Annotated in this window: 15 protein-coding genes and 2 pseudogenes; 7 read left to right on the forward strand and 10 right to left on the reverse strand. The window is 59.0% G+C overall.

The genetic code is table 11. The features are described from left to right. The first annotated feature begins 197 nt into the window (after nucleotides 1-197). On the forward strand, nucleotides 198-953 hold the full coding sequence (gene cysZ, locus BMY73_RS08750; RefSeq protein ID WP_062386826.1) for a sulfate transporter CysZ: 756 nt from the start codon (nucleotides 198-200) through the stop codon (nucleotides 951-953). Between the two features lie 32 nt (nucleotides 954-985). On the opposite strand, the gene BMY73_RS08755 is transcribed toward cysZ, so the two are convergent. Continuing rightward, nucleotides 986-1,597 (reverse strand): hypothetical protein, encoded by a 612-nt coding sequence (locus BMY73_RS08755; protein ID WP_092406471.1) that lies wholly within the window; start codon nucleotides 1,595-1,597, stop codon nucleotides 986-988. Between the two features lie 404 nt (nucleotides 1,598-2,001). Here BMY73_RS08755 and BMY73_RS08760 point away from each other — a divergent pair, with 404 nt between their 5' ends. Next, nucleotides 2,002-3,168, forward strand: a complete 1,167-nt coding sequence (locus BMY73_RS08760) for a glycosyltransferase family 4 protein (protein WP_092406473.1) — start codon at nucleotides 2,002-2,004, stop codon at nucleotides 3,166-3,168. A gap of 108 nt (nucleotides 3,169-3,276) precedes the next feature. On the opposite strand, the gene BMY73_RS08765 is transcribed toward BMY73_RS08760, so the two are convergent. The 3 genes from BMY73_RS08765 to BMY73_RS08775 form a co-directional block, all read right to left on the reverse strand. Then, nucleotides 3,277-4,380 carry an NADH:flavin oxidoreductase gene (locus tag BMY73_RS08765; protein ID WP_092406475.1) on the reverse strand — a complete coding sequence of 368 codons (1,104 nt, stop codon included), beginning with the start codon at nucleotides 4,378-4,380 and terminating at the stop codon, nucleotides 3,277-3,279. A gap of 268 nt (nucleotides 4,381-4,648) precedes the next feature. Beyond that, nucleotides 4,649-5,131 (reverse strand): glutathione peroxidase, encoded by a 483-nt coding sequence (locus tag BMY73_RS08770; protein WP_092406477.1) that lies wholly within the window; start codon nucleotides 5,129-5,131, stop codon nucleotides 4,649-4,651. A gap of 135 nt (nucleotides 5,132-5,266) precedes the next feature. Next, nucleotides 5,267-5,752 (reverse strand): FKBP-type peptidyl-prolyl cis-trans isomerase, encoded by a 486-nt coding sequence (locus BMY73_RS08775; RefSeq protein ID WP_062386835.1) that lies wholly within the window; start codon nucleotides 5,750-5,752, stop codon nucleotides 5,267-5,269. A gap of 92 nt (nucleotides 5,753-5,844) precedes the next feature. Here BMY73_RS08775 and BMY73_RS08780 point away from each other — a divergent pair, with 92 nt between their 5' ends. The 3 genes from BMY73_RS08780 to BMY73_RS08790 all read left to right on the forward strand — a co-directional run bounded on the left by BMY73_RS08780 (nucleotide 5,845) and on the right by BMY73_RS08790 (nucleotide 9,238). Then, a complete protein-coding gene (locus BMY73_RS08780; protein WP_092406479.1) occupies nucleotides 5,845-6,084 on the forward strand; it encodes a DUF3565 domain-containing protein in 240 nt (79 codons plus the stop codon). Nucleotides 6,085-6,160: 76 nt separating this feature from the next. After that, nucleotides 6,161-8,254, forward strand: a complete 2,094-nt coding sequence (gene pta, locus BMY73_RS08785) for a phosphate acetyltransferase (RefSeq protein ID WP_062386838.1) — start codon at nucleotides 6,161-6,163, stop codon at nucleotides 8,252-8,254. An 84-nt stretch (nucleotides 8,255-8,338) separates the two neighbouring features. Beyond that, a complete protein-coding gene (locus BMY73_RS08790) occupies nucleotides 8,339-9,238 on the forward strand; it encodes an acyltransferase (RefSeq protein WP_092406481.1) in 900 nt (299 codons plus the stop codon). A gap of 57 nt (nucleotides 9,239-9,295) precedes the next feature. Here BMY73_RS08790 and BMY73_RS08795 read toward each other — a convergent pair whose 3' ends face one another. Next, on the reverse strand, nucleotides 9,296-9,994 hold the full coding sequence (locus tag BMY73_RS08795; RefSeq protein ID WP_092406483.1) for a YiaD family glycine zipper/OmpA-like lipoprotein: 699 nt from the start codon (nucleotides 9,992-9,994) through the stop codon (nucleotides 9,296-9,298). Nucleotides 9,995-10,108: 114 nt separating this feature from the next. Between BMY73_RS08795 and BMY73_RS28785 the strand changes: the two are divergent. Together BMY73_RS28785 and BMY73_RS08805 are read left to right on the forward strand one after the other, a co-directional pair. Continuing rightward, nucleotides 10,109-10,210, forward strand: a pseudogene (locus BMY73_RS28785) (hypothetical protein); the annotation flags it as partial. After that, a pseudogene (locus tag BMY73_RS08805) lies at nucleotides 10,203-10,391 on the forward strand (transposase domain-containing protein); the annotation flags it as partial. The pseudogenes BMY73_RS28785 and BMY73_RS08805, both read left to right, overlap by 8 nt. 101 nt (nucleotides 10,392-10,492) lie before the next feature. On the opposite strand, the gene BMY73_RS08810 reads toward BMY73_RS08805, so the two are convergent. The 5 genes from BMY73_RS08810 to BMY73_RS08830 all read right to left on the reverse strand — a co-directional run bounded on the left by BMY73_RS08810 (nucleotide 10,493) and on the right by BMY73_RS08830 (nucleotide 16,884). Beyond that, a complete protein-coding gene (locus BMY73_RS08810) occupies nucleotides 10,493-11,386 on the reverse strand; it encodes a hydroxymethylglutaryl-CoA lyase (protein WP_062386850.1) in 894 nt (297 codons plus the stop codon). Then, complete coding sequence (locus BMY73_RS08815) at nucleotides 11,383-13,341, reverse strand: acetyl/propionyl/methylcrotonyl-CoA carboxylase subunit alpha (protein WP_092406485.1); 1,959 nt, start codon at nucleotides 13,339-13,341, stop codon at nucleotides 11,383-11,385. Before BMY73_RS08815 ends, BMY73_RS08810 begins: the two co-directional genes overlap by 4 nt. Continuing rightward, complete coding sequence (locus tag BMY73_RS08820) at nucleotides 13,341-14,156, reverse strand: gamma-carboxygeranoyl-CoA hydratase (RefSeq protein WP_092406487.1); 816 nt, start codon at nucleotides 14,154-14,156, stop codon at nucleotides 13,341-13,343. The genes BMY73_RS08815 and BMY73_RS08820 overlap by 1 nt, the downstream gene beginning before the upstream one ends. Before the next feature lie 113 nt (nucleotides 14,157-14,269). After that, on the reverse strand, nucleotides 14,270-15,877 hold the full coding sequence (locus BMY73_RS08825) for a carboxyl transferase domain-containing protein (RefSeq protein ID WP_092406489.1): 1,608 nt from the start codon (nucleotides 15,875-15,877) through the stop codon (nucleotides 14,270-14,272). Between the two features lie 119 nt (nucleotides 15,878-15,996). Continuing rightward, nucleotides 15,997-16,884 (reverse strand): transporter, encoded by an 888-nt coding sequence (locus tag BMY73_RS08830; protein WP_092406491.1) that lies wholly within the window; start codon nucleotides 16,882-16,884, stop codon nucleotides 15,997-15,999. Nucleotides 16,885-16,972: the final 88 nt, after the last annotated feature.

Here is a 16,972-nt window from a genome sequence, read left to right on the forward strand (position 1 = left end):
GGCGGGGAAGATTAAGGAAATACCGATTCACAATCCAGCTCATAGACCACACCTATTCCGACAAACCGTTTCTCTCGTCCTGCCGATAGACTTTAACGTCGACAGATTGTTTCGGCGAATGTCACGGCGCTGATCCGGCTTCCGCCGCCCACACAAAGCCGGTAAGGTCGGCGCGTTTTCAACCATTGGAGGATCACATGCCCGCACCCGCCCTGTCCGGTCCGCAATACCTGCGCGAAGGCCTGAAACTGGTCCTCAGCCCCGGCCTGCGTCTATTCGTCCTGTTGCCCCTGACCATCAATCTGGTGCTGTTCAGCGCGCTGATTTATTTCGCCGGTCACGAATTCAGTATGTGGGTCGATTCGTTCATGCCGACCCTGCCCGCTTGGCTGAGCTTTCTCAATTACATCCTCTGGCCCCTGTTCGTGGTGTTGGTGGTATTGATGGTGTTCTTTACGTTCACCATGATCGCCAACATCATTGCCGCACCGTTCAACGGCTTTCTATCGGAAAAGGTCGAAGTCGTCCTGCGCGGCACCGATGACTTCCCGGCGTTCAGCTGGGGCGAACTGATCGAAATGATCCCGCGCACCCTCAGTCGCGAAATGCGCAAGCTCGGCTATTTCCTGCCACGCGCCATCGGGCTGTTCATCCTGTCCTGGATCCCCGTGGTCAACATCATCGCCGCGCCGCTGTGGCTGCTGTTCGGCGTGTGGATGATGGCCATTCAGTACATTGACTACCCGGCGGACAACCACAAAATGAGCTGGCAAGACATGCTCGCCTGGCTGCGCGCCAAACGCTGGCAAAGCATGAGCTTCGGCGGGATCGTGTACCTGGTGCTGCTGATCCCGGTGGTCAACATTTTGATGATGCCGGCTGCTGTGGCCGGGGCAACGATGTTCTGGGTCCGGGAGCGTGGAGCGGAGACGCTGGCGGAGCGGGTTCGCTAGTTAAATTGAGCGGCCTTTGATGAGGCCGTTTATCAAAGGCGCACGTATTCAGGATTCAACGAAGCGTACATCCAGGTCCACCAACAGACCACACCGATCGCCATCCAGAGCCAGTTCCAAACTGAGAAACTTGAATTGTCACTGCCGTCTACGTTCTCGTTCAACGTGTTAATAAACGACTGCACCCTGCATAGCACCAGAGACTGAAGCATGAGCGGCACGGTTGACAATATGATAATCAGAAGCGGTCCGAGCTGAGGCGATCCGTTGGTAAGCGCCTGGTACAGGCCAATAAAAAATCCAATGACCAGAGGTGAAATGCTTATAAGCATGAGGAGAAATGCATACGCAGCCCAGTAAGGCATCGCTCCTCTTCCCTGGGCTTTGAAGGTTTCGTCAATCTTGTAGAACAGGCAAGGCAAGTAAATCGTCGCGAACACCGTGCGCGGCAGTGGCCAGATAGGACTTCCTGAATACTGTTTGTACACCCTCCAGTTTTGATACAGCCAATATGGCCCATAAAGCCCGAATGTGACGATGTACATCAGGCCGAGCTTGAAAATAGAAACAGTAAAGAAAGCAGGACTGCTTGCGATGCCCACTGTCGGCTCCTCAGCATTCGCCAGATCAGTAAAATCAGACATATAGTTCCCTCGGGTTGTTAAGCCCGTGCATCCTAACGACCGCAGCGCCCTATAAATTGATGCAGCAAAAATCAGGACGTTTCCCACTCAAATCTTCCCTATGTCGCACGCACCACCTGTTCAACCATGGACCTCCCTCATTAGGGGCAGCATCGCTGCCCGACATCAGGAGTGCTATCGCCATGGAAATGAACCTTAGAAATGCAACCTCACCGACGACCTCGCTCCCAGGCTCGGCCCTGCCTACTTAGAAGCCCGAGCCTGGCGGCTAGTGCCATTTGTCGCCGGGAGATGAAACCACCTCGCACCCCGTACCACAGGCAATCACAGCCATTGTTCAACCGTCACAAATCCATCACCCAACCGCCACACAAGCGCAACGCCGGGCTCTGAAACTGGGCGTCATGAGTAAACCCCTGCACATCACCCTGATTACCGAAACCTACGCACCCGAGATCAACGGCGTGGCCAATACGCTGAGCAGGTTGTGCGACGGATTGCGGCTGCGCGGGCATCGGGTGGAGGTGATTCGGCCGCGGCAGAACGACGACGAACTACGTGGGAACGGGGATGATCTGATGCTGTGTCGCGGCTGGCCGATTCCGGGGTATCCGGGGTTGCAATGGGGGCAGTCGTCGATGCACAAGCTGTTGCGCCGCTGGCAGCGCAATCGCCCGGATGTGTTGTACATCGCCACCGAAGGGCCGTTGGGGTTGTCGGCGCTGCGTGCGGCGAGACGGCTTCGCATTGCGATCGTGAGCGGCTTTCACACTAACTTTCAGCAGTACACGCGCCAATACGGACTGGGGTTTATCACCCGTCTTCTGACCTCTTACCTGCGCTGGTTCCACAACCGATCAAATGCCACCCTGGTGCCCAGTGTCAGCCAGAAAACCGAGCTGGAAAGACGCGGCTTCGAGCGCTTGGCGCTGTTGTCGCGCGGGGTGGATTGTCAGTTGTTTCACCCGTCCAGACGGTCCGCATTTCTGCGTGAAAGCTGGGGCCTGGAAGCTGGGGACACTGCGGTGCTGCATGTAGGGCGTCTGGCGCCGGAGAAAAACCTGGGCGTGCTCAAGGCGACGTTCGACAGTCTGGTCAGCGCCTATCCCGAGCGCAAACTCAGGTTGGTGATCGTCGGCGATGGCCCGGTGCGTGCCACCTTGCAGCAGCAACTGCCTGACGCCATCTTCTGCGGCACACAACGCGGCGAGGCCCTGGCCACTCATTACGCATCGGGCGATCTGTTTCTGTTTCCCAGCTTGACCGAGACATTTGGCAACGTGGTACTGGAAGCCCTGGCGTCGGGGCTGGGGGTCGTTGCCTACGATGAAGCGGCGGCGGCCCAGCATATTCGTCACGGCCATAATGGCGCCGTCGCCATGCCGGGGGATGAAGAAGGTTTTATCGATGCTGCACGCTGGATGTTGGAGAACGAGGAGCACCTCAGGCGCGTCCGTTTGAACGCCCGGCAACACGCCAGCCGTCAGGGTTGGGCTGGGATCATCGAAGCGTTTGAGCACTATTTGCTCGCCGCCAGCGAGACGCAGGATGTGATCGCGTTAGGCGCGTAATCCTGCTTCGAGCGAACATCGCACCGGTGGGACTGCATTCGTTCAGCCCGGCCAACGGGATTATTCAGAAACCCGCGACCGGGCTTCGCCCGAAAAGAAGAAGTCGGATTACTCCAGCTTACCCAGCGCATCGCGACTGAACGGCAAAATATCTCCCTCACGACCCTCCCGCACTTTCACTGCCCAATCCGGATCGACCAGCAGCGCGCGACCGACCGCCACCAGATCGAACTCGTCATTGCCCAGACGCTTGAGCAGGTTTTCAAGGCTTGCCGGTTGCGCGACTTTGTCGGTATTGACCATGAACTGAAGGAACTCGCCATCCAGGCCAACGCTGCCGACGGTGATCGTCGGTTTACCGGTGAGCTTGCGCGTCCAGCCTGCCAGATTGAGGTCGGAACCTTCGAACTCCGGTTCCCAGAAGCGGCGTGTCGAGCAATGGAAAATGTCCACACCCGCGTCAGACAACGGCTTGAGAAAAGCGCCCAGTTCCTCGGGGGTCTGGACGAGTCGAGCGGTGTAGTCCTGCTGCTTCCACTGCGAGTAACGGAAGATGATCGGGTAATCGGGACCTACCGCTGCGCGCACGGCTTTGATCAGCTCGATGGCGAAACGCGACCGCTGCGCCAGATCGCCACCGTATTCATCGGTGCGCTGGTTGGTGCCCTCCCAGAAGAACTGGTCGACGATATAGCCGTGGGCCCCGTGGATTTCCACGCCGTCCATGCCAATGTCTTTTGCGTCTTTTGCCGCTTGCGCAAATGCCGCGATGACATCCTCGATGTCCTGCTTGCTCATGCCATGCACGACAACGTTGCCGTCCTTCAGTTTTTCAGTCGGTCCGTACGCCGGAACCGTGCCGTCCGGCTCAGTACCGAGACGGCGCACGGCACCCACATGCCAGAGCTGGGGAACGATCTTGCCGCCTTCGGCATGGACCGCATCCACCACCTTTTTCCAGCCGGCCAGCGCGGCTTCGCCGAAAAACTGAGGGACATTCGGATACCCATTGGACGCCTTATGGCCCACCGTTGTGCCTTCGGTAATGATCAGGCCGACACCGGCAGCGGCACGACGGCGGTAGTACTCGACGACTTTGGCATTCGGCACGCCGCCGGGCGAAAACGAACGGGTCATCGGCGCCATCACCACACGCGTCGGTAATTCAAGGCTGCCCATATGAAAGGGTTTGAATAAGGCTTTGACCGGCATGCTGGCGTCCTCGGCATCGGGGAATATTATGAAGGTCATACAGAATGAGCTGAGTGCACCTCGATGCGAAGCACTATTGATTGGAGTGATTAAGGCTTAAAAGCAGGGGTGGATAGATGAGTCGCGGATGAATCAGCCGGGGTCATTTGCGAGGCGTCGTCCAGCCCTCAAAGTCTCGCTGAATGCGCCACCGATCGCGAATGAATTCGCTCCCACAGGAATTCAGGGTTTACGTGAGAGCGTCGGAAGGCTGCAAGGAAGGGCGGCTTCAGTGAAGCGCCTTTTCAATCGCCTGAATCACCGCAGAATCATCCGGCGCAGTGCGTGGCGAGAAACGCGCCAGAACGCGACCGTCCTGCCCCACCAGAAACTTTTCGAAGTTCCAGGTGATGTCGCCCGGAAACTCGGCGCCTTCGCCCGCCAGCATCTGATACAACCGGTGGCGATGAGGGCCGTTCACGTCAAGCTTGTCGCCCAGCGGAAAGGTCACGCCATAATTCAGCGAGCAAAATGCCTGGATCTCTTCCTGAGTACCGGGCTCTTGTCCGGCAAATTGATTGCAAGGCAAGCCCAGAACGCTAAAGCCTCGGTCTTTGTACTTCTGATAAAGGTTTTCGAGCGCCGCGTATTGAGGCGTGAGGCCGCATTTCGAAGCCACATTGACCACGAGAACCACTTTGCCCTTGAGCGGCGCGAGAGGCAGTTCCTGGCCATCCAGAGCTTTTAATTTCAGGTCGTGAAATATACTCATGACGAACTCCCCCTACTCACCATACCGAAAACACCATGGGCCGAAAAAAGCGCCCTGTCAGGCTGCGAAAATACAATGATTTTTCGCAAAGCCTGCGAGGACGCCTGGCCAGCTAACTGAGCTTAGCAGGACAAATCAGTGGTGATGGCCACCTTCGCCATGCACGTGACCGTGGGCCATTTCTTCCTCGCTGGCATCACGGATGGCAACGATCTTGACCTGGAAATTCAGGCGCTGACCGGCCAGAGGGTGGTTACCGTCGACAGTGACGTCGTCGCCGTCCAGATCACGAATGGTGACGATCTGCATCTGGCCATCGGGCGCGGAAGCGTGGAACTGCATGCCGACTTCCAGTTCGTCGACACCTTCGAACATGCTGCGATTCAGGGTGCTGACCAGTTCGGCCGAGTATTCGCCGTAGGCGTCTTCAGGCTCGATGGAGACTTTCAGCTCGTCGCCGATGTCCTTGCCTTCCAGTGCCTTTTCCAGACCCGGGATGATGTTACCTGCGCCTTGCAGGTAAACCAGCGGCGCGCCGCCGGCAGAACTGTCGATGACCTCACCAGCGTCGTTGGTCAGGGTATAGTCAATGGAGACAGCCTTGTTGGCGGCGATCGGCATGGGGCGAGACCTTTTGCAAATAGAGATATGAGCGAACAAGTCTAACCAAGCACTCGCGCGAAAGCGAACGCAACTCAGACGGACGGCCCCGATTGCACGACCCCACTTTGCCTGGAAACGACACCACGATTACCGGCTTTCGTCAGGACGAAGACGGTCACTGGATTGTCGAGCTGTCCTGCGGCCACACTCAGCACTTGCGCCATCAGCCGCCCTGGCAGTCACGGGCCTGGGTGCTGGATGCAACCATGCGTCAGGAAAAAATAGGTCAATCCTTTCGCTGTGGCTGGTGTGCGCAAGCGGCAGATAACGATAACCTTGTGCCCCATTGAGACGCTGCGACTGAACGGCGTCCTGTTTTATCCGGCCTGTCACGGCCTTTGCACTGCTCATTTTCGAGAAGCCCGCATGCAGACTTTCTTTATCGCGCCCACAGACTTCGGTGTGGGTTTGACGTCCATCAGCCTAGGGCTGGTGCGCACCCTGGAGCGCGCCGGACTCAAAGTCGGTTTCTTCAAGCCTATCGCTCAGCCCCATCCCGGCGACCTGGGTCCTGAACGCTCGACCGAACTGGTTGCCCGGACCCACGGCCTTAAACCGCCCAAGCCGCTAGGCCTGGCCCATGTCGAACGCATGCTCGGCGAAGGTCAGCTCGATGAGCTGCTGGAAGAGATCATCAACCTGTACCAGGAGGCCTGTGTCGGCCGCGACGTGCTGATCGTCGAAGGCATGGTTCCGACCCGCAGCGCCAGTTATGCGGCGCGGGTCAACCTGCATCTGGCCAAGGCGCTGGATGCGGACGTGATTCTGGTGTCGGCGCCGGAAAACGAGGTGCTGACCGAACTGTCCGGGCGTGTCGAGTTGCAGGCGCAGATGTTCGGCGGTCCAAAAGACCCGAAAGTGTTGGGCGTGATCCTCAACAAGGTGCGCACCGACGAAAGCATGGAAGTCTTCTCGGCACGACTGAAAGAGCATTCGCCGCTGTTGCGCAGCGGTGATTTCCGCCTTCTGGGCTGTATTCCGTTCCAGGCAGACCTGAATGCCCCGCGCACCCGCGACGTGGCGGATCTGCTCGGCGCTCAAGTAATCAACGCAGGTGATTACGAACAGCGACGCATGTCCAAGATCATCATCTGCGCGCGCACGGTTCTCAATACGCTCCAACTGCTCAAACCGGGTGTGCTGGTGGTGACGCCTGGCGACCGGGACGACATCATCCTGGCGGTCAGCCTGGCGACATTGAACGGTGTGCCGCTGGCCGGTCTGTTGCTGACCAGCGACACCCGGCCCGACCCTCGTATCATGGACCTGTGCCGGGGCGCTCTGCAGGCCGGTCTGCCCGTGTTGTCGGTGAGTACCGGTTCTTATGACACCGCCAATCAGCTGAATCAGTTGAACAAGGAAATCCCGATCGACGACCGCGAGCGCGCGGAAATCATCACCGATTTCGTCGCCAGCCACCTGGACGCCAACTGGCTGCACCAGCGTTGCGGCACCCCGCGCGAAATGCGCCTGTCCCCGGCGGTATTCCGCTATCAGTTGATTCAACGCGCGCAAGCCGCGAACAAGCGCATTGTGCTGCCGGAAGGCGCGGAGCCTCTGACCGTGCAAGCCGCTGCCATCTGTCAGGCTCGGGGTATCGCGCGTTGCGTATTGCTGGCCAAACCGGAAGACGTACACGCGGTAGCCCGTGCTCAAGGTATCGAGTTGCCGCCGGGTCTTGAGATTCTCGACCCGGAGCTGATTCGCGAGCGTTATGTGGCGCCAATGGTCGAGCTGCGTAAAAACAAGGCCCTCAACGCGCCGATGGCTGAACAGCAACTGGAGGACCCGGTGGTCATCGGCACCATGATGCTGGCGCTCGATGAAGTCGACGGTCTGGTGTCCGGCGTCGTTCACTCCACCGCCAACACCATCCGTCCGGCACTGCAACTGATCAAGACCGCGCCGGGATGCACGCTGGTGTCGTCGGTGTTCTTCATGCTGTTCCCGGAGCAGGTGCTGGTGTACGGCGACTGCATCATGAACCCGCATCCGACTGCTCAGGAACTGGCCGAAATCGCCGTGCAGAGTGCTGACTCCGCCGTCGCATTCGGGCTGTCGCCGCGTGTGGCGATGATCAGCTACTCCAGCGGCAATTCGGCCAGCGGTGAGGAAGTGGAAAAGGTGCGTGAAGCCACGCAGCTGGCGCAGGAAACCCAACGCAACCTGTTGATCGACGGCCCGCTGCAATACGATGCCGCTGCCAACGAAAACGTGGCTCGGCAACTGGCGCCGGACAGCCCGGTTGCCGGCCGCGCCAACGTGTTCGTTTTTCCGGACCTCAATACCGGCAACACGACGTACAAGGCGGTGCAACGCAGTGCGGACTGCGTGAGCCTCGGCCCGATGCTGCAAGGTCTGCGCAAGCCAGTGAACGACCTGCCGCGCGGCGCCCAGGTCGACGACATCGTCTACACCATTGCGCTGACCGCGATACAGGCGGCGACCCTGCCGCAATAAACGTCGGCTTGAAACATCGTCCACTCACAATAATGCCACCGGGCACCTACCGGTGGCTGTCTTACCTTCGGAGTTCGATCCCCCATGGATTTCTTGCCCGCCCCCTTGCGCGGCGTCATCGCTTCGCTGCTGTTGGCGCTGAACACGATTGTCTGCTGCACCCCGCTGTTTATCGTTGCGATCTTCAAACTGTGCCTGCCCTTCCCCGCCGCACAGAAGGTGACTGACTGGCTGATGAGCCACATTCACGAAGCCTGGATCAGCAACAACAATGCCTGGATGAACCTGCTCGGCCATACCCGCTGGCACCTCAGCGGGCTGGAAGGTCTGGATTATCAACACTCGTATCTGGTCACCAGCAACCATCAGAGCTGGGTCGACATCATGGTGCTGCAGTACGTGCTCAACCGTCGCGTTCGTCCGCTGAAGTTCTTCCTCAAACAAGAGCTGATCTGGGTGCCGGTGATCGGGCTGGCGTGGTGGGCGTTGGGCTTTCCCTTCATGAAACGCTACTCCAAGGCGTATCTGGCCAGGCACCCGGAAAAGAAAGGCAAGGATCTGGAAACCACCCGCCGCACCTGTGCGAAGTTTCGCAACAACCCGGTGGGCATTTTCAACTTTGTCGAAGGCACGCGCTTTACCCGGGGCAAACATGCCCAGCAGCAATCGCCCTTTCGGTATCTGTTGAAACCCAAGGCCGGTGGCATTGCGTTCGTGCTGGACGCCATGGGCGAGCAACTGGAGTCCATCGTCAATGTGACCATTCATTATCCAGCAGGCCAGCCAGGCTATTGGGACCTGCTGTGCGGCAACGTGCGTGAAGTGGTCGCGCACTTCGAAGAAGTGCAGATCCCACCGCAGTTCATCGGCAAGAGTTATGACCAGGACGGTGCGTATCGCCTGGAATTCCAGCAGTGGATCAACCGGCTGTGGGAAGAAAAAGATGCGCTGCTGGCACGGATGCACGAGCAATATCCGGGCTGATTGCTTCTAAACGAAAAACCCCGGCACATAGGCCGGGGTTCGTGTCACTCAATCAACTTACTGCTGCTGATACTGCTGGCCTGGAATCGGCTTGAGGTTGACCTCTACGCGGCGGTTCTGGGCACGGCCGTTGACGTCGGCGTTGCTGGCGATCGGCGAATCAGGACCGGCACCACGCACTGACAGGTGAGAAGCATCGACGCCCTGAGACGTCAGGTAGGTCGCCACGCTCTGCGCGCGCTGTTGCGACAGGTCCATGTTGTGCTGGCGGCTGCCGGTGCTGTCGGTGTAACCGACGATCTCGATCATGTTCTGGTTGTACTGCTTCAGCGAGCCCGCCAGATTATTCAGCGGCGAATAGAAACTGCTGGCGATGGCCGACGAATCGGTGGCAAACGTAATGTTGCCCGGCATCACCAGCTTGATGACGTCGCCCTGACGCTGCACTTCAACGCCCGTGTTGGCCATGCTGGCACGCAGCGCAGCCTCCTGTTTATCAGCGTAGTAACCGTAGCCTGCCGAAGCCGCGCCCACCACGGCGGCGCCAATCAGCGCGCCTTTGCCACGGTGGTTATGGTCGATGGCAGCACCGGCCAGCGCACCGGCCAGCGCGCCCAGTCCACCGTACTTGGCGGTCTTGCTCACGCCGCCGGAATTCTGTGCCTGGCCCTGATTGTCATAAGGATTTTGCGATGCGCAGCCCGACAGCACGGCAAGTGCGGTGGTGGCGATGATCAAACGGCGAAAGGTGAACATCAAGGAGAGCTCCTGTTTTGCTTTTCGTTGGCATGACGCTGTCGAGGAAGTGACAAAGGCCCGGCCATGCAGGCGATTAGAGCACGACCCCCGTTAAAAATTCCTTAACCGGGCCTGAACAGGCTTACGCACGGACGAAAGGGTTTTCACGCATCTCATCGCCCAGTCGCGTATGACTTCAGTCCAAGTCGTGCCGGCGAACACGCACGTTACTTCTTGGGCAACTGGAACGGCAAGTTGGTCTGTGATGACTTCGCCGGCTACAAAGCTGATCCAATCAGCGCGCATGAATGGGCATGATCCGTATGCCTGTCTCAAAGATGTGCTGACACGATTGCCGACACAGCGGGCCAGTGAGATTGGGCAGTTGCTACCGCATCAGTGGGTACCGGCCTGACTTACGCAAGGTGAGTTGAGCGGACATTACCCTATGTCTCGCGTTTAGGGAGTCTCCTAGTTGAATGACGGTCTAGCAATACGCTTACTATTGAACGCTTCTCAGCGAAGCGCTCGCGCGACGCGCGAGTCATTGCCCCGGCCCAGCACTGCACTGATGCGTTCACCTGCGGCAATCACTGCGCTGAGATCGATACCAGTATCGATACCAAGTTTGTCGAGTAGATAGAGCAGATCTTCGGTTGCGATGTTGCCACTTGCGCCTTTGGCATATGGACAACCGCCCAAGCCTGCGACGGAGCTGTCAAACACGGCAATACCTTCCTCAAGGCTGGCAAATATGTTGGTCAGAGCTTGACCGTAAGTATCGTGGAAGTGTCCAGCCAGAAGTTGACGAGGCGTCATTCGTCCGACCACTTCAATCAAGCGACGGGTTTCGAGGGCCGTACCTGTACCGATGGTGTCGCCTAGTGAAACTTCGTAGCAGCCCATAGCGACCAACTCCTGGGTCACCCACGCAACTCGCTCGGGTGCCACTGTGCCTTCGTAGGGACAGCCGAGAGCACAGGAGACATAGCCTCGTACAGCTACGCCATGTTGCCGGGCGCTATCCAGCAGCGGAACGAAGCGTTGCAAACTCTCGGTAATGGAGCAGTTGATATTCTTCTGCGAGAAGGCCTCAGAAGCAGCGGTGAACACGGAGACCTCTTTGACCCCAGCTAGCAAGGCAGCGTCGAATCCTTTCAGATTCGGCGCTAACGCTGCATAGGTAACACCGCGCTTTTGGCGTATCAGACCAAACAACTCGGCGCTATTGGCCATTTGCGGTACCCATTTGGGAGAGACGAAACTGCCAACTTCGATATAGCTGATACCGGCGTTGCTCAGGTCGTCGATCAACCGCACCTTATCAGCCACACTGATTTGCTGCTTCTCGTTTTGCAATCCGTCACGGGGACCCACTTCGACTATTTTGACCGACTTGGGAAGGCTCATACATCGCTCTCCAATTCAACCAACACCGTCCCTTCACCGACCATATCCCCTTCCTGGCAATACAACGCCTTGATGACCCCGGCGTGTGGCGCGCGAATGTTGTGCTCCATCTTCATCGCTTCCAGCACCACCAATTGCGCTCCGGCCACGACCGTTTGCCCAGCCGCCACCAGCACGCGCACGATGCTGCCGTTCATTGGTGCGGTGAGCCCGCCCTGATGACTGTGACTGGCCTCGACGGCACTGATCGGGTCGTAGGACTCGATGCGGCGCAGTTCACCTTCCCATTGCAGATACACAACGTCACCACGGCGAATTGCCCGATGCTGGCGGCGCACGCCGTTGTGTTCGGTCAGCAAGTGTTCGCCCTTGAGCTGTGCGGTATGGGCATCGGACCCGCCCAGGGGCAGCGCCCGGTCTTGCCCTTCGCTGCTCAAGTGCAGGGTGATTTCTGTCGGCAGACCCGTCCGGAAACCGTTGCTGTTGGCCCACGGCGAACTCAGGTCATCGGCGCGCGTTGAGCGCGGCTGGCTCTGGGCGAACGCCTGGGCAGCGGCTTGCCAGAACTCGTCACTGAGGTCGGACGCTGCCGGCAGCAGTTGCTCCTGATAACGCGGGATGAAGCCGGTATCCAGTTCGGCGGCAGCAAACGCCGGGTGGCCGATGATCCGGCGCAGGAAGTTGATGTTGGTCTTGAGCCCGCCAATCGCAAACTCATCGAGCATGCTCAGCAAGCGCAGCCGCGCCTGTTCGCGGTCCTCGCCCCAGGCAATCAGCTTTCCGAGCATCGGATCGTAGAAGGGCGATATCTCATCGCCTTCTTCGACGCCACTGTCGACACGCCGCCCCGGACCTTCGGCGGATTCGCGATACAACTCCAGACGCCCGGTGGCTGGTAGGAAATCATGGCTCGGGTCTTCGGCATACAGCCGCACTTCGATCGCATGGCCAATCAGCGGAACCTCTGCTTGAATCATCGGCAGCGCTTCGCCACGGGCGATGCGAATCTGCCAGGCCACCAGGTCCAGGCCAGTGATGGCTTCGGTGACCGGGTGTTCGACTTGCAGGCGCGTGTTCATTTCCATGAAGAAGAATTCGCCACGCGAATCCAGCAGAAACTCCACAGTACCGGCACCGACGTAACCGATGGCTTGTGCCGAACGCACGGCGGCTTCACCCATGGCGCGACGCAGTTCCGGACTCAGGCCGGGAGCCGGTGCTTCTTCGACGACTTTCTGGTGCCGACGCTGTATCGAGCAGTCACGTTCGTTGAGGTACAGGCAGTTGCCATGTTGGTCGGCGAACACCTGGATTTCCACGTGGCGCGGCTTGAGCAGGTATTTCTCTACCAGCATCCGTGAATCGCTGAACGAGGATTTCGCTTCACGCTGGGCCGAGGCCAGGGCTTCGGCCAGTTGGCTGACGTCCTCGACCACTTTCATGCCTTTACCGCCGCCCCCCGCGGTGGCTTTGAGCAGCACCGGATAACCAATGCGTTCGCAGGCGTCGCGGAAGGTGTCGAGGTCTTGCGCTTCCCCGTGATAGCCCGGCACCAGCGGCACGCCGGCGGTTTCCATCAAGGCTTTGGCGGCGGATTTGCTGCCCATGGCATCGATGGCCGAGGCGGGCGGGCCGAGGAAAATCAGGCCCGCTTCTTCGATGGCGCGGGCAAACCCGGCGTTCTCGGAAAGAAAACCATAACCCGGATGAATCGCCTGAGCGCCACTGGCCTTGGCGGCGGCGATCAGTTTGTCGATTTGCAGGTAACTGTCGGCGGCCTTGCTGCCACCGAGGTCGACGCGGATATCCGCTTCGCGGCTGTGCCGGGCTTCACGGTCGGTGGCGCTGTGTACGGCCACGGTGGTCAGGCCCAGGGCCTTGGCGGTGCGCATTACCCGGCAAGCGATTTCGCCGCGGTTGGCCACCAGCAGGGTGGTGATAACAGGTGCGCTCATCAACGCGGCTCCTTGGTGGAGGTGGCGGATTGCCAACTCGGCGGACGTTTTTGCAGGAAGGCCCGCAGACCTTCCTGGCCTTCGGGGCTGACGCGAATTCGGGCGATAGCGTCTTCGGTGTAGCAGCGCAGGGCCGGGGTCAATGCACCGTTGCCGACTTCACGCAGCAAGTCCTTGCTGACACGCATGGCGGCCGGACTGTTGAGCAACAGGTTGTCGATCCACTGCTCGACTTGCTGTTCCAATTCAGCGGCCGGATAACTCTCCGACAACAAGCCGATTTCCCGCGCCCGTTGCCCGCCGAAACGTTCGGCAGTCAACGCATAACGCCGCGCCGCACGCTCGCCGATGGCTTGCACCGCGAACGGGCTGATCACCGCCGGGGCCAGGCCGATGCGCACTTCTGACAGGCAGAACTGCGCGTCATCAGCACCAATGGCCATGTCGCAGCAACTGATCAGGCCTAGCGCGCCGCCGAATGCCGCGCCTTGCACAACGGCCAGGGTCGGGACTTTCAGTTTGGCGAGGTTGTACATCAACTCGGCCAGTTCCCGGGCGTCGTCGAGGTTGGTGGGGTAGTCGAGTTCGGCCGATTGCTGCATCCAGGCCAGATCGGCGCCGGCGCTGAAGTGTTTGCCACGGCCGCGCACCAGGAGGAATCGCAGGCTGGCATCCCTCGACACCTTGCCCAGGGCGAGGATCAGTTCACGGATCATTTCCACGTTGAAGGCGTTGTTCTTTTCTTCTCGGCTGAGCCACAGGGTCGCAAAACCCCGTGGGTCGGTCAGCAGTTCGAGGGTGTTGAAGTCGCTCATATTCATCCGTCTCCACAACTCTGTTCTGTAGGGGCTGGCTTGCCAGCGAAGGCGGTCTTAAGCCTTGCAGCACCCATGAAAACGCCCTCGCCGGCAAGCCGGCTCCTACAGGATCACATCCGGAACACGCCGAAGCGGCTCGGGTCGATTGGCGCATTCAGCGACGCAGACAAGGCCAGGGCCAATACATCGCGGGTCTGCGCCGGGTCGATGACGCCGTCGTCCCACAAGCGAGCACTGGAATAGTACGGATGGCCCTGTTCTTCGTATTGGTCGAGGATCGGTTGCTTGATCTCGGCTTCCTGCTCGGCGCTGAAACCCTGGCCACCGCGTTCGGCCTGCTCACGCTTAACCTGCACCAATACGCCAGCGGCTTGTTCGGCGCCCATCACGCCGATCCGCGCGTTCGGCCACATCCACAGGAAGCGCGGATCGTAAGCCCGGCCACACATCCCATAGTTACCGGCACCAAAACTGCCGCCGATGATCACGGTGAATTTCGGCACTTTGGCGCACGCCACGGCGGTCACCAATTTTGCGCCATGCTTGGCGATGCCACCGGCCTCGTATTTCTGGCCGACCATGAACCCGGTGATGTTTTGCAGGAACAGCAACGGAATGCCGCGCTGGCAGGCCAGTTCGATGAAGTGCGCGCCTTTCTGCGCAGCTTCGGCGAAGAGGATGCCGTTGTTGGCGAGGATCGCGATCGGGTAACCGTGCAAGTAGGCAAAACCACACACCAGTGTCGTCCCGAACAGCGCCTTGAACTCGTCGAACACCGAACCGTCTACCAACCGCGAAATCACTTCGCGCACGTCGAACGGCTGCTTGGCGTCCGCCGACACCACGCCGTACAACTCGTCGCTGCTATAAAGCGGGGCGATGGGCGTACGTTGCTGGACTTCACCGAGCTTGCGCCAGTTGAGGTTGGCGATGCTGCGTCGGGCAATGGCCAAGGCGTGTTCGTCGCTCTCGGCATAGTGGTCGGCGACCCCGGAAATCTTGCAGTGCACATCGGCCCCGCCGAGGTCTTCGGCGCTGACCACTTCACCCGTGGCGGCTTTCACCAGCGGCGGGCCGGCGAGGAAAATCGTCGCTTGCTCGCGCACCATGATGGCTTCATCGGCCATGGCTGGCACATAGGCGCCACCGGCAGTGCATGAGCCCATGACCACTGCGATCTGCGGAATGCCCATGGCGCTCATGTTGGCCTGGTTGAAGAAAATCCGTCCGAAATGCTCGCGGTCCGGGAACACTTCATCCTGACGCGGCAGGTTGGCACCACCGGAGTCCACCAGATAGATGCACGGCAAGCGGTTCTGCAGGGCAATGGTCTGGGCGCGCAGGTGTTTTTTCACGGTCAGTGGGTAATACGAGCCACCTTTCACGGTGGCGTCATTGGCGACGATCATGCATTCGACGCCTTCCACACGGCCGATTCCGGCAATCACGCCGGCGGCGGGAACGTCTTCGCCATACACCTCGTAGGCCGCCAGTTGGCTGATCTCGAGAAACGGCGAGCCCGGATCGAGCAGGCGATTGATGCGCTCACGGGGCAGCAATTTACCCCGCGAGGTGTGGCGTTCTTGAGCCTTCGGGCCGCCACCTTGCTGCACTTGGGCGAGCAGGGTGTGTAGGGCGTCGACTTGTTTGAGCATCGCCGCGCTATTGGCGGCGAACTCTGCCGAGCGCGGGTTGAGTTGAGTATGCAATATAGCCATGTGTGCTTCCCGTAGGGTGAACGTCAGCCCACCGTAGTTTGTCCTGGCGAGAAAAAACCAGACCTGTATGGCAGATGCTTGAGAAACAGTGGGTATCAGGAAGTAAATTAAACTTGCACTTAGAACAACTTGAGAAAGCGCATGTAAATACCGTAGCTACGCTCGAATCCACCTTCAGCATCCAGGTCCTTCGAGAGCGTGAACATGCCTTGAAAAGTAGGCGTAAACATTTTTGCGTAACTAACCCGCACTCGATCCCAACGAGTGCGTGTACCGTTGTCGATACCGTCCAGCTCTTGTTTTCCTCCCCAAGCCTTTTGGTACCCCAGAGCGATATGGGAGGTGTCGTTGAGGTGGTAACGCAACCAGGTATACGCGGTGTATGTATTTTCCTGTTGTAGCGTTTGGTTTTGGCCATTGGCGCGATCATTGTCGCCATACCAGGTGACATCTCCAAGGATGTCCAAGGTAAATTTATCGCTCAGTCCTTGCACATAACCAGCTTGTAACATGCCCTTCCACCGGTTTTCACCGAGGTTAAGTGGATCGTTTTTGTCGTAGCTACCAGTGGGTAAAATGATAAATGGGGAGATACCAAAGTAGCGACGCTTGGCTGGGTCATTAAGTAGCCAGAGGGTGGCTGCCAGTTGGATATCACCCATCCCTTCATTGCCGTCGATGGCTGCCCCACCGACCTTTGCATCGTGAATTTTACCGAAGGGAATAAGTATCTGCGGGTTGATCGTCATACCGAACACTTGAGTGTAGTGCGCGTAGCGGAGGATGCCGATATCGGTGTCCAGGCGCGCGGAACCCGGCACTTCATGCCCTTTGGCGTCTCGGTAAGTATTGCTATGACTGTGGTCGTAATAGAGCAGGCCGATATCGCTGCCAGGTGGCAGAGCCTCATAGTCACCGGCATCTGCATCGCCGGCCAGTGCACGTGTGCAGGCGAACAGCAGCGGGCAGAGCAAACTTGCGGACGAGCGAGAAAGAAGAGTCTTCATGTGAATCACCTTCGTATCATTTATTGTTATTTTTGGTCGTCGTGTTTTTCCATCGCGCAGGCCCTGGCGGCCTGGAATGGAGGCCACC

The sequence above is a fragment of the Pseudomonas sp. NFACC02 genome, assembly GCF_900110765.1.
Taxonomy (GTDB): domain Bacteria; phylum Pseudomonadota; class Gammaproteobacteria; order Pseudomonadales; family Pseudomonadaceae; genus Aquipseudomonas.